This is a genomic window from Sphingobium sp. BS19 (genome assembly GCF_027925545.1).
Classification (GTDB): domain Bacteria; phylum Pseudomonadota; class Alphaproteobacteria; order Sphingomonadales; family Sphingomonadaceae; genus Sphingobium.
This window is the reverse complement of record NZ_BSEF01000046.1, coordinates 1-11,618: the sequence shown is the minus strand read 5'-3', so window position 1 is coordinate 11,618 and position 11,618 is coordinate 1. Positions and strand designations below refer to the sequence as shown.

Sequence of the window (11,618 nt, the reverse complement as noted above, 5' to 3'; positions counted from 1 at the left end):
TTGTTGTGTCGTTCGCGGCTGCCGTCAAGCGTCCGGCGTATTTTTCGATCGCCGCATACTGTCGCCGTCGAGATCGAGGCGATGAGCGTTGTGCACCAGGCGATCCAGGATCGCGTCGGCGTAAGTCGGGGTTCCCGTACCGCTTTCGCAGAAAGTAGCGTTAGGAAATATTACGCTATATCAATAGCTTGCGTATTTCTGCCAAATCGTGCTTCTTTGCAAATCAATGGCTTAATGTGACTTCAGGTTTCGAGCCTGCGTTTAAGCTTGCCGTCGTCCCGCTACTGCGAAGCCGGCGTAGTTCTCGATGGGAAAGTGCAGTTTGCCGTGCATGTTGATATGGCGGAAGGCTACCGGCGCGATGTGCCCGAGATGCTCGGCCGGAAACCGATCCGCGCCCTCTCGGTCGACCACTTTCTGCATTGCCGCAGTGTTCCAGGCCATGACGATGTTGGTCAGCAGGGTAAGGGCTCCGGAGGTCGCGGCAACCTCGCGCAAGTTACGCGCGTGCTTGGCTTCAATCCGACCGGCGAAGATGGCGCGCTGAAGTTGGTGCACCGACTCGCCTTGTCCGAGGACGCGGTGTATTTCCCTGCGGAAGACCGGCTTTACAAGATAGTCGAGCAAGAACAAGCTGCGCAGCACTTTGCCAAGTAGCGTCCCGGCTTCGTAGACCGGCATGCCCTTCGCGGCGCTGCCGTGCCGTGCGATGATCGTCGCCGCAGAGCCATGTCCATTCTTAAGCGACAGGATTAAATGGAGCAGGCCATCCCAACCTTCCCGGGCAGCGCGGCTCACCCCAACTCGCTCAACCATGGGCTCCAGGCTCGCGGGCACGCTGACGTCGTGCGGCAGAAACAGCTTGCGGCTCGCAAGATCTGCCAGGCGGGGAGCAAGATCGAAGCCAAGGAGCTTAGCCGCTGCCATCGCGAAGTGCGTAAAGCCATGCGTGTCGACAGCGAGACGTTGAATTGCGATGATGTTTTGTTTCAAAGCTCCTTCAATGGCGACGCCCGCTTGCCGTTCGTTGAGCAGGACAGGTTGGTCATAGATCACAGCCCATCTGTCGCTGATGTGGGTGTAGGTGCCAATCGCCGGGACCCTCCGGCGGGGCTCGATGCGAGAGAGCCAAAGCCTGCGGGTCGCATCGAGGCTCATCATGTCTGCCGAAGCAGCAACACCCGAGCCCCAATGCACGGCAAGGGGAGTGGCGAGCATTTCCGCGGCCACAGCGTCGCTGGCAGCGCGCAAATGGCCGTTGTCCTCCATCGCCCGCATCGCAAGTTCTATTCGATCATCGCTGACCCCGTCCACCATCCGCGCCATCTCGGCGGCGGTCTTATCGGTGCCCAGCGCGAGAATTGCGGCATAAAGTGCTTGCAGTTCGTCAGCACCGGCAGCCTCTCGCCCTAGCAGCAGCGAAGAGAAGCCGGTGCGCGCATCCACTGCGACAATGACTTCCGGAAGCTGTACAGCGCCAATGGCGGCGAACAGCGCCGCACGAGTGCTGTCGGTCGCGGGATCCGTGGGAAGAGCACGCAACTTCGGTACGAGAAACCTGCCGTTTACTATGCCTACATCCGCCGCGCCGATCGCGTCATCCAGCATGGTCGCGCGCAGCGACAATGCCTCCCTGAAACGCCCGAGATAGGCATCGATCGAGCCCGCCCAGCGATTATCGCGCACTGCCTGCGGCCGCAGCTTGTGCCATTGCGGGGTCGGCATCAACTGATCAGCGACGCTGCGATGATGGGCGCTGTGTGGGGCGCTGACGGAGCCGTTGCGTAGCGAACGCTTCAGCAGCATTGCTGTAGCGACCTCGTAGGCGGCAAGTCGATCCGATGCCGTCCTTGCTGCTCGCAATGCAGCCGGCGGGTTTTTAAGAAACGGCTCAATCTGCCAAGGCATGAGCCCCAGTTCACGCCCATTGTAGGCGTTACGTAGCGTATGCATCGCCACACTAAGCGGATGATCGGGTGCAATCGTCAGACAAATGGCGTCCGCCTGCTTGAGCAACAGGCGCAACGGCCCAGGCGTTGTGGCCATCTGGTTGCGGATTGCCTGGACCTTGCCTCTCGTCGCCGGTGCCGAGCGAAGCGGTAACACCGCCTTGGAGACCCTCTCGCGGAACTCGCGATCGGAAAGGTCGTAATCGTCGAGTGCGCTGATGATCGTGTCGACGCCAGTGCGGTATTGATTAAGCTGCTCGAGCGCTCGCTCCTCGACCTTCCTGCGGGCGTCGCTCCAAAGTTGACCGATGCGCCGGCTCGTCTGCATCAAGACGACGTCGGTCATCTCGAGCAAGTGCAACCGCAACCAACAGCCAATCTCTACCGTACGCCGTGGCTCGTTTAGGCGCGGCAGCGTCGATGCCTTGCGGCGAGAAATCCGTATGGCGTGTTGACGAATGCGTTCAATCGGGACTTCGGGGAGGATAAGGCGCTCGGCACCGAGACCATGGAGCACGGCAATCCGCTTTTGAACGTCACCTATTGCACGGGCTCCAAAGCCCTTGGGTGAGGCGCGCAGCCAGTCAAGCAGCGCCTGGTCCGGGTTGGGACCAACAGCGCTCAACTTCGCAGTCCACCCAGCTACTGTGTCGCTGCCGGCGCTAGCCTCAATTGCGTTCTTGAGTTCGCCCAGAGCATACTCCTGGGCGCGGGCGGCGATTTGCTCGAGGCTTCGGTCAGTAGGAATCAAGAACGCGTGGTCGTAGAGCCAGCGGCGTGCCGCAGTCACCAACTGCTCACGAACAAGGACGGTCTCAGCCTGGCGGCGCAGATACGCGGTCAACATCCTCAGTTGGGCCTCGTTGGCTGTGCTGATGCCGGTGGCCGACGCCGCAAGGCGCTGATGCGCGAATAGTGTCATGCGCCGCCGATAGATGGCGCGCAGTGTAGCCAGCTGCGGGGCAGCCACTCCCACTTCGTCACCAGCGAATGCAAGGACAGAGGAAGGGACCCTCTCGAGCGCGGACAAATGTCGGCCGCTCATTCGCAAAAAGCCGATATGCAGGACTAACCCGAGCCGGGTCATTGGACGCCGACGGCTGGTGACAACCTGTAGGCTACCCTCATCGAGGCGGAAGAAGAACGCAATTTCCGCTTCGGTCAGCGTCTCAGGAATCGCTTCAATCCCTAGATACTGCTCTCGCCACCTTTCCATCGCCGAGTCGCCTCCAACGAAAAGACTATGGGAAGCGGCCCGCCGAGTCTTTCAATACCTTCAGATTGGCTAAGTCATTGACTTATAAAGGCACTCAATTCCTTAAATCGAAGCATGTTATTGATATAAGACGATAATCCTTACCGCTACTTTCTGCAAACGTGGTACGGGAACCCCGGGCAAGGCAGCCGTCATTCAGATAACCAAGACGGCTGCGGTTGAGCTTGCCCATTTGAATATTCGCGTCAACGCGATGTGCCCCGGCACCATTGCAACGCCGATGACTGAGACGGCGGATGCACCGGCATCACGGGTAACAGCACTCGCCGCAGCTCTTGGACGAACCGGCAAACTTGGAGAAGTCGCCGCGTTGGCGCATTTCCTTGTAAGTGACGACGCGAGCTATATCACAAGCTAGGCAATTTGTGTCGATGGCGGGTGGAACATCGGTACGACCGTTCAAGAAATGGAGGCCGTGCCTGCGACAACAGGCCAATAATTGGCGAGCAAGATGGTCAAGCATGTTCAGGCCGGTCGGTCTCCGTGTTTCAGTTTGGCGGCGCATCAGGCTATAGCGCCTGAGATTGCCGGCGCACTCCCTGTCGTCCCACGAAACAATCATAATGAAGGAGCGGGGACTCTCCGCCTTACTGCTATCCCCATCGGTCGGGGTCACCGAAGGTGGTATATGGCAGGGTAAAGAGCGAATTGAGAGGATGCCGAATGAGTGAACCCCTACGAAAAATTGATCTTAACCTTCTTCTGATATTCGACAAGATATATCGTGAGCGCGGCATCAGCACCGCTGCGCAGCAGATTGGCTTATCCCAGTCCGCTGTGAGCCTGGCTCTGAATCGTTTACGATCGATGCTGGATGATCCGCTCTTTATCTGGGACGGTCGTACAATGCGGCCGACCGGAAGATGCGAAGAAATCGCGCCCAGTATTATGCAGATCATCAGTCAGATACGAGAAGCGGTTTTGGGTAACGATTTTTTCCCAAACCAGATCAAACGCGAGTTCTCGATCGCCACAGCGGATTATTTTCACTGGCTGCTGGGCGGTTCTCTAACGAAAGCGCTCAGCAAGCAAGCTCCCGGTATCACTTTGTCTCTTACCGACGTAAAACCGGAGATGTTGGAAGGGCATGCGGCCCTGCAAAACGAAATCTTTGTCATGCCGGCCGATACGTTTAATACGATAGGCCTGAGCCACCAGCAGATTTTTGAAGATCGCTACATCGGCATCTGCGCGCGCGACAATCCGCTCGTTTATGAGGGCATGGATGCTGCGTCGTTTTTTGGATTGCCGCAAGCGTCGTTCTCAACCCATTCAAAAATCGTGCGTAATCACGAAGCAAAATTTCTGGAAAAAGCCGATATAAAAATGTCCTATAGGGTCATCACACCGCACTATACCGTCATTCCTCATATCATCGCTCAAACCCAAATCGTTGCCGTAATGCAGGAGCGGCTCGCTAGATATTTTGCATCTTTCCTGCCGTTGCAACTATTTATACCTCCTGTGCAGTATCCCGAATTGTTGATTAATCTATATTGGCATCCGTCATATGACCGGGACTCAGCGCACAAATGGTTGAGATTGACTATTGCGGATTTGGCGAGCCAACTCGAGCCGCTGCCGCAACAACCTGTTGCCGAGGCTGGTTGTGTAACGTTCGTATAGCTCAATTATCGCACCTCGACCGAACCGGCCGATCAGATTGGGAGAGCGGTCGTCATCTTGATACGCTGAAGCGCAAAACTGGAGTTGATTGATGCGACACCGGGAAGGTCCAGCAGCACCTTTTTGAGAAATCGCTCATAGTCATCGACACTACCGACGACGACTCGCATGCGCGGCTGATCACGATCACCGGCGTCAACCTGACGGTCGCCGCCGGCCTCGTCGCCGCGATCGGCGATATCAGTCGCTTTTCGAGTCCGCAGAAGCTGGTGAGCTACTTCGGACTCAATCCGCGGGTTCGTCAGTCGGGGCTCGGGGCCGCACATCACGGTCGGTTCAGCAAGTCCGGGCGCAGTCACGCCCGCGCGATGCTGGTCGAAGCCGCCTGGGCCGCTACACGCCTTCTTCGTGCGGATCAGAGCTAAGCGCGGGCACCAGATCGCCGCTGTCGCGCTGGCTCGCAAGCTCACCGTACTGTGCTGGCATCTGCTGACCAAAGAAACCGACTACCGTTGGGCGCGCCCGGCATTGGTCGGGACGAAACGTCGTGCCATGGAGTTGCAGTCGGGACTGCCGCAGAGAAAGGGCAACACGCCGGGCCCGGCGCACGCCTACAACGTCAAGGCGCTGCGAGATCAGGGGTAACCGGCATGAGAAGGCCACATGCGCTGATATCGGGAGGTCGGCGGCGTTAGCTGGTTAGCGGATTTCGATGTTTCGGGATCCAGCGAGGTTGACGTGGAGCATTTCGAGGACCTCTGGGACGACGCGCCAGGATTCTGCGAGGATTTCGGCCGCTTGTTCATCGATTGCAGCCGTGCGCTTGTCTTCGCTGATCATCGTGGTGCAGTGGACCAGGATGGCCATCATGGGCATTCCGATTTCCCGATCAGACATGAACGGTTTCCAGTCGTCGATGCTCAGCCTCATGCCAAGGTAAAACCCGTTGGCAAAGTCCTGGAGCAGCACCTCCTCATCATCTGTGCGCATGAAGATGGGGGCATAGCGTTTGGGGCCGCCCGAGAGGGTTGCGCCGATCTGACTATAGCGTTGGAAAATGGTGCTTCTGACAATGCCCTCGATGCTATCGTCGGAGGCATTGGCGACCTCCCGGCTCAGGATCGGCAAGAGCCATTCTTCCGGAGGGATGAACTGCGGAGAGACGACCAAGGCTGCCAGATAGCCATCGATCATCGAGACATTGGCGGCCTGTGGGTCAAGATTGGCGAGCCACTCTTCCAGCTTCTCGCGCGTGAGTATGCGTGCCTTTGCCGGCTTGGCGGGACGCTTAAATCGACTGCTGCTCATGCGGCCAGGCGCATAGCGGGATCAGCTGCCGCCCGCCAGTTCCACGCCAGCAGCTGATCGAGTTCATGGCTCTTCACAGCGCCCGAGACGATCTTCTCGAGCACGTCATTGAGCCATTCATAGGGATCCAGGCCGTTTAAGCATGCTGTCTGAAGCAGTGACGAGAGCACCGCCCAACTTTCCGCACCGCCGTCGCTGCCCGAGAACAGACTATTTCGCCTGCCCAGAGCAATACCGCGCATCGTTCTCTCAACCGTGTTGGAGTCGATCTCGAGGCGGCCATCATGCAAGAACAGGTTCAGCCCATCCCAGTGGGTCAGCGCATATTGGATGGCGCCGGCCAGCGCGGATTTTATGGAGAGCTGGGGTAGCGCCTCATTCAGCATGACCTTGAGCTGCGCCATAAGCGGCGCCGTTTCAGTCTGGCGGATCTGCAGCCGGTATTCTGCGATCGTACCGCCGATTTGCGCCTCTATAGCATAGATGCGGCCGATCTGTTCGATGATGCTTCGGGCGATCGGCGAGGCGGTTTTCTTGTAGATATCGGTAAACTTGCGCCGGGCATGCGCCATGCAGAAGGCGAGGTCGATATTCCGATTGCCCATGTCCGACCTGGAGCTGGCCTTGATCAGACTTTTATACGCGCCATAGCCATCGACCTGCAGCGTGCCGTGATAGCCCGCCAGTTGCTGCTTGATGGCCGCATTCCCGCGGCTTTGCGCGTAGATATAGACAACAGCGGGCGGTGCGAGCCCATTCCACGGCCGATCATCGACCGCATGCGCCCAGAACCATCCGGTCCTGACCCGTTGCTTGCTCTTGTCCTGAACCGGCATTCGGGTCTCGTCACAAAAGATCCGGTCATATCCGTGGATGATCTCGAGCTGTCGTCGGTATAAGCCCATCAGCCACCAGGCCGATCGTTTGACCCATAAGCCCAGGGTATTGCGATCAAGGGCGATGCCCTGACCGCTGAGCATTTGCACCTGCCTGTGAAGCGGAACGTACCACACAAACTTCCACACCACGACATTGGCGATGAGGCTGGTCGTTGCCATGCCGCCTTCGAACATGCGGCGTTTTGCTGGCGCCTGGACGGGCGCTGCCTGACACTGGCGGCATGCATATTTCGGGCGGATCGTCCGCAGCACCCGCAAGACGGCGGGCATACTGTCGAGCGCCTCGGCAACATCCTGGCCGATCCTGTGCAACGCGCCCTTGCAACAGGCGCATTGGGTCGATGCCGGTTCGATGATCTCTTCGATCCGCACGAGATGCTTTGGCAGGGCGCCGATATTGCGGACGGCTTTCTTCCGTTTGGTACCAGAGACGGTGAGCGTGTTTGTGTCAGCATCATTGGCCGGCACCAGCGTAACATCATCAGCCAGGTCGCCAAGGTCGAGGGCTTCCTGACCTTCCAGGATGGCGCTGCTCTTTTCCGAGCGCGCACCCCAAAGCATAGCCTGGGCCCTCTTCAACAGGGACGTGAGCCTGTCGATTTCAGCGTCGCGCTCGCGCAAAAGTCCGATCAGAATATCGGGAGCCCGAGAGAAGTTGGCAACGTCGCCGGACATGGCCAACACTAGCCTAAAATTCATCAAAAACCTAGTAAATTGGCGCTTTTACCCCGCTTTTGACGGTCTTTTATCGCCGGCCCCAGCGCTGTGGTCCACTCATGGCCGGCAAGCAACATCGCCATCTGGGGACCGGTCAGATGCACCACGCCATCACGCGCAGGTGGCCATGCAAAACTCCCAGCTTCGAGCCATTTTGTCACAAGGATCATGCCTGACCCGTCCCACGCAATCAGTTTAAGCCGGTCTCGCCTTTTGGATCTGAAGACGAAAATGCTGCCGCAGTAGGGATCCATTTTCAGCGCTTGCGCCACAAGCGCGACCAGCCCGTTTATTCCGCGACGAAAGTCGATTGGCGTTGATGCTACCAGGATCTTCACATGCTCGCCGATCTCGATCTCGATCACGCCTTGCTCGCCAGCGCCCCGGTCGTCCTCAGCGCCGGCGGGGCGTACCGCGTGAAAGGTGATCGCCTCACCAACACCCATTTCGCGCGCGCCTCGGCGCCAGTAATGAAGCAGGCCCGCGCTTACACCATGTCGTCGCGCCACCGCCGAGATATTAGCGCCTGGCACAAAGCTCTCCCCAGTGATCCGCGCCTTGTCATCCGCCGACCACGCCGGCGCCGCGGCTCACCAACGATGACTTCGATACGATGGGGCGGCTTTGGCGGCTCGCCATAGCCCTGCGCACTGTGCTGATGCCTATGCTGATGCCTGTGCTCAGCACTATGCGCATCAAAATCTTCCCCTCCCGCCGCATTGCCATTATCATCTCGCATCGCCAACTCCTCTGCTACCCCAGACGTTTATCGGCCGATTTCGCGATCATGAATATGTGGGGTCCTCATGACGGACACGATCAGGGAATGGATGTCGCCCGACATGCCGAACAAGCATACGAACACTTCGTGGCGCAGTGGGAAGCCCGTCCAAAGGTGCGCGGACGCTCCAAGTCGGAAGGGCTGTGATGAGGCGGCCTGGCAGAACTCGCATCCGATGCTCCACTCTTCGCCACGGAGTCGCCCACGCCAAGGGACCATAGCATATTTTTGCCCGTGAGGTCTTGTCGATCTCATCCGTGGTGTAGACGATCCGGCGGACCTCGCCGGGAAAGGCGAAGAACGGGATGGCCTCGGCCTAGGCGCGCCGCCAGCTCTGGCCGATAGCGGGATAGCGCTGTCCCCACGAGCCTGCCTCGAACGCTGTCAGCGCCAGCTCGGCCGTGTCGGCGCTGGGCGCGCGGTAGATTTCCTTGAGCGCCGTCGCCAGCCCCTTGCGATCCTTCCAGGAGACGAAGTCCATCGAGTTCCTGAGCAGATGGATGATGCACGGTAACCGACCGGTTGAGGCCGCCTGCCGGGATGTGGTGTGAGGTCGTAAGAGGCGTCCATAAGGACGTCGATCTGGACGTCCTGAGTAAGAGCGAAGGACGGCGGTGGAGGTATTGGGCCGGGAACGGCGTCGTCGGTGGAGCCAGGCTGAAAAGCTCGAGATTGTCGCGGCGGTGGGGGTGAACGGCGAGACGTTGGCGCGCGTTGCGCGGCGTTACGATGTATCGCGAAGCCAGATTTATAATTGGCGCCATCTTTTCAGGAAGAGAGGACTGCCGCCTGCGCCGGTTGGGCCGATCTTTTGCCGGTCGACATCGGCGCGCCGATGCACGCGGAACCCGCGCTCGAGGGCCACCTCGGCGGAGCGGGTTGGCATCACCCTGCTGATCCGAGGGTGTGTCGGAATAACTATTTCCCCCGCTAATATTGATTATACTATTCATAAACTAGAATTGTGTGCGTTGGGGGCGTAGCCGCGCACTGAGGTGTCGGGTGAAGTGGCCCCCTAAATCTCCTGACAGGCAGTCTCACCTATGTAAGAGTGAGTAATATGCCTGACCCTATGCCTGGTAAGTATGATCGTGTGGACGTGATCACGTCGGTGCAGCGCCGCCGGCGGTGGAGCACTGAGGAGAAGATCCGGATTGTCGAAGAGACGTATATCCCGGGGAACTCGGTGTCATTGGTAGCCCGCCAGCATGGCATTGCCAGCAACCAGCTGTTCAACTGGCGCCGTTTGATGGCCCAAGGCGCTCTGACGGCAGCGACAGCTGGCGAAGAAGTCGTAGCAGCGTCTGAGTATCGGGCAATGGAAGCCCAGGTACGCGAGCTGCAGCGTATGCTCGGCAAGAAGACGATGGAGAACGAGCTGTTGCGTGAGGCCATGTCCCGCGCCACAGGCGCAAAAAAACATCTGTTGCACTCGACCTCGTGGCCCAAGGGTGGACAGTGAGCGCTGTCGCCCAGGCGCTGGACATCTCCCGACCGCATCTGTCTGCCATGCGCCAGCAAGGCCCGATGCAACGCCGCGGTCGACCGCCGCTGCCTGACGCTGATCTTGTCGCCGAGATCCGCGCTCTCATCATGGACTTGCCGACCTATGGGTATCGCCGAGTGCATGCGCTGTTACGCCGCCAAGCCGAAATGCACGGGCGCGCAGCGCCCAATCAAAAGCGCATCTACCGCGTCATGAAGCTTCATGGCCTTCTGCTCGCGCGACATAGCGGGCGCGGGGAAGAGCGCAGGCATGATGGCAAGGTTGCGGTCGCTATACGCAATACCCGTTGGTGTTCCGACGGCCTCGAAATAGGCTGCGACAATGGGTGCGCATCGCCTTCGCGCTCGACTGCTGTGATCGTGAAGCCATGGGCTTTGTCGCGACGACGGGCGGCATCACCGCCCAGGATGTCCGGGATCTCATGGTCACCGCCGTCGAATATCGCTTCGGGCAAGTGAACCGTCTGCCCCATGACATCGAGTGGCTGACCGATAATGGTAGTTGCTACACCGCCAGGGAAACGCGGTCCTTTGCCAGAAGCATCGGCCTGATACCAAGAACCACCCCAGTCGAGAGCCCCCAGAGCAACGGCATGGCTGAAGCCTTCGTGCGCACCATAAAACGCGATTACGCTCGCGTCAGTCCAAGGCCTGACGCCCGCGCTGTCATCGACCAAATCCCCAACTGGATGGCCCACTATAATCACGTGCATCCGCATCGTGCCTTGGGCTATCGTTCGCCGCGTGAGTTTATCGCGCTTAACCCATGACTGACTGTCAGGGAATTAGGGGGCAACAACATCGGGGATATCGGGGAAGGCGCGATGTCACACTGACGCACTTAGTATTGGTGTGCCCGGCCACGGGCGCACGCAAAATGCGGAAGCGCGACATCGATACGCGCCCGCATCGGAGGGGGAGACTGAAGGTGCATTATCTCACGAAATCTGTTTATTGTTCCGTATCCGCAATGGGGTTGCTTGCCGCGTGCGGGGCGCATGCTCAGTCGTCGAGTCCGTCGACCGACACGCCCACGACGAATGCGGCGGCGGACGGCAGTGAAAGTACGGTTGGTGACATCATCGTGACTGCCAACAAGCGCGAAGAAAACATCAACAAAGTCGGCCTGTCGATCACGGCCTTTTCGGGAGAAGCGCTCGCCGAGCGCAAGATTACGTCGCTGCAGGACATCGCATCGGCGGTTCCCGGTCTGTCATACGCGGCGAGCACGGCGAACACCCCGGTGTTCACGCTGCGCGGGATCGGCTTCAACGAGAGTTCGCTGGGTGTGTATCCGGCGGTCAGCGTCTATGTCGACCAGGCACCGCTTCCGTTCCCGGTTCTCGCCAGCCATTCTGCCTATGACCTTGAGCGGATCGAGGTCCTGAAGGGACCGCAGGGTACGCTTTTCGGCCAGAATTCAACGGGTGGCGCGATCAACTATATCGCAGCGAAGCCAACCGACACGTTTACCGCCGGCGGGGATGTCAGCTATGGCCGGTTCAACACCATTGAAGGTAATGCGCATATCAGCGGCCCGATCACGGATACGCTGG

Annotated in this window: 12 protein-coding genes and 4 pseudogenes; 8 read left to right on the top strand and 8 right to left on the bottom strand. The window is 59.0% G+C overall.

Features of this window, described 5'->3' with window-relative positions:
- Positions 1 to 24: 24 nt before the first annotated feature.
- Together QMG56_RS22545 and QMG56_RS22540 are read right to left on the bottom strand one after the other, a co-directional pair.
- Positions 25 to 135, bottom strand: a pseudogene (locus tag QMG56_RS22545) (ATP-binding protein); the annotation flags it as partial.
- A 126-nt stretch (positions 136 to 261) separates the two neighbouring features.
- On the bottom strand, positions 262 to 3,165 hold the full coding sequence (locus tag QMG56_RS22540; protein WP_281825080.1) for a Tn3 family transposase: 2,904 nt from the start codon (positions 3,163 to 3,165) through the stop codon (positions 262 to 264).
- A 133-nt stretch (positions 3,166 to 3,298) separates the two neighbouring features.
- On the opposite strand from QMG56_RS22540, the gene QMG56_RS23625 reads away from it, so the two are divergent.
- The gene (locus tag QMG56_RS23625) at positions 3,299 to 3,583 is read left to right on the top strand and encodes an SDR family oxidoreductase (protein ID WP_375713757.1); all 285 of its coding nucleotides are present in this window, start codon (positions 3,299 to 3,301) and stop codon (positions 3,581 to 3,583) included.
- Positions 3,584 to 3,888: 305 nt separating this feature from the next.
- The gene (locus QMG56_RS22535) at positions 3,889 to 4,851 is read left to right on the top strand and encodes a LysR family transcriptional regulator (RefSeq protein WP_281825078.1); all 963 of its coding nucleotides are present in this window, start codon (positions 3,889 to 3,891) and stop codon (positions 4,849 to 4,851) included.
- Positions 4,852 to 4,883: 32 nt separating this feature from the next.
- Here the strand turns inward: QMG56_RS22535 and QMG56_RS22530 are convergent, their stop codons facing one another.
- Positions 4,884 to 5,021 carry an Lrp/AsnC ligand binding domain-containing protein gene (locus QMG56_RS22530; RefSeq protein WP_281825084.1) on the bottom strand — a complete coding sequence of 46 codons (138 nt, stop codon included), beginning with the start codon at positions 5,019 to 5,021 and terminating at the stop codon, positions 4,884 to 4,886.
- Between QMG56_RS22530 and QMG56_RS23620 the strand changes: the two genes are divergently transcribed.
- Both QMG56_RS23620 and QMG56_RS23615 read left to right on the top strand, forming a co-directional pair.
- Positions 4,989 to 5,276 (top strand): IS110 family transposase, encoded by a 288-nt coding sequence (locus QMG56_RS23620; RefSeq protein WP_375713756.1) that lies wholly within the window; start codon positions 4,989 to 4,991, stop codon positions 5,274 to 5,276. The genes QMG56_RS22530 and QMG56_RS23620 overlap by 33 nt on opposite strands.
- Entirely contained in the window at positions 5,260 to 5,496 is a 237-nt protein-coding gene (locus QMG56_RS23615) for a hypothetical protein (RefSeq protein WP_375713755.1), read from the top strand. Before QMG56_RS23620 ends, QMG56_RS23615 begins: the two co-directional genes overlap by 17 nt.
- A 54-nt stretch (positions 5,497 to 5,550) precedes the next feature.
- On the opposite strand, the gene QMG56_RS22520 is transcribed toward QMG56_RS23615, so the two are convergent.
- From QMG56_RS22520 to QMG56_RS23610, 4 genes and pseudogenes are all read right to left on the bottom strand, one after another.
- Positions 5,551 to 6,159, bottom strand: coding sequence for a UPF0149 family protein (locus QMG56_RS22520; protein WP_281825076.1), 609 nt, complete (start codon positions 6,157 to 6,159; stop codon positions 5,551 to 5,553).
- Positions 6,156 to 7,733 (bottom strand): IS66 family transposase, encoded by a 1,578-nt coding sequence (locus QMG56_RS22515; protein ID WP_281825074.1) that lies wholly within the window; start codon positions 7,731 to 7,733, stop codon positions 6,156 to 6,158. Before QMG56_RS22515 ends, QMG56_RS22520 begins: the two co-directional genes overlap by 4 nt.
- A 23-nt stretch (positions 7,734 to 7,756) precedes the next feature.
- The gene (gene tnpB / locus QMG56_RS22510; RefSeq protein ID WP_281825072.1) at positions 7,757 to 8,140 is read right to left on the bottom strand and encodes an IS66 family insertion sequence element accessory protein TnpB; all 384 of its coding nucleotides are present in this window, start codon (positions 8,138 to 8,140) and stop codon (positions 7,757 to 7,759) included.
- A 75-nt stretch (positions 8,141 to 8,215) separates the two neighbouring features.
- Positions 8,216 to 8,338: pseudogene (locus QMG56_RS23610) on the bottom strand (transposase); the annotation flags it as partial.
- Between the two features lie 95 nt (positions 8,339 to 8,433).
- On the opposite strand from QMG56_RS23610, the gene QMG56_RS22505 reads away from it, so the two are divergent.
- Positions 8,434 to 8,703 carry a hypothetical protein gene (locus QMG56_RS22505; protein WP_281825085.1) on the top strand — a complete coding sequence of 90 codons (270 nt, stop codon included), beginning with the start codon at positions 8,434 to 8,436 and terminating at the stop codon, positions 8,701 to 8,703.
- Between the two features lie 97 nt (positions 8,704 to 8,800).
- Here the strand turns inward: QMG56_RS22505 and QMG56_RS22500 are convergent.
- Positions 8,801 to 9,064 (bottom strand): annotated as a pseudogene (locus tag QMG56_RS22500) (transposase); the annotation flags it as partial.
- A gap of 106 nt (positions 9,065 to 9,170) precedes the next feature.
- Here QMG56_RS22500 and QMG56_RS23605 point away from each other — a divergent pair.
- The 3 genes and pseudogenes from QMG56_RS23605 to QMG56_RS22490 all read left to right on the top strand — a co-directional run.
- The gene (locus QMG56_RS23605) at positions 9,171 to 9,539 is read left to right on the top strand and encodes a transposase (RefSeq protein ID WP_375713754.1); all 369 of its coding nucleotides are present in this window, start codon (positions 9,171 to 9,173) and stop codon (positions 9,537 to 9,539) included.
- Positions 9,540 to 9,616: 77 nt separating this feature from the next.
- Positions 9,617 to 10,832, top strand: a pseudogene (locus tag QMG56_RS22495) (IS3 family transposase).
- Positions 10,833 to 10,990: 158 nt separating this feature from the next.
- Positions 10,991 to 11,618: TonB-dependent receptor plug domain-containing protein (locus tag QMG56_RS22490; RefSeq protein ID WP_375713753.1), on the top strand; the 628-nt coding region annotated here is incomplete at its 3' end.

Excerpts from the sequence above, each read along its gene's own strand:
- QMG56_RS22540 (WP_281825080.1), bottom strand. The coding sequence starts at position 3,165 with ATGGAAAGGTGGCGAGAGCAGTATCTAGGGATTGAAGCGATTCCTGAG.
- QMG56_RS22535 (WP_281825078.1), top strand. The coding sequence starts at position 3,889 with ATGAGTGAACCCCTACGAAAAATTGATCTTAACCTTCTTCTGATATTC.
- QMG56_RS22530 (WP_281825084.1), bottom strand. The coding sequence starts at position 5,021 with ATGCGAGTCGTCGTCGGTAGTGTCGATGACTATGAGCGATTTCTCAAA.
- QMG56_RS22520 (WP_281825076.1), bottom strand. The coding sequence starts at position 6,159 with ATGAGCAGCAGTCGATTTAAGCGTCCCGCCAAGCCGGCAAAGGCACGC.
- QMG56_RS22515 (WP_281825074.1), bottom strand. The coding sequence starts at position 7,733 with ATGTCCGGCGACGTTGCCAACTTCTCTCGGGCTCCCGATATTCTGATC.
- QMG56_RS22505 (WP_281825085.1), top strand. The coding sequence starts at position 8,434 with ATGCCTATGCTGATGCCTGTGCTCAGCACTATGCGCATCAAAATCTTC.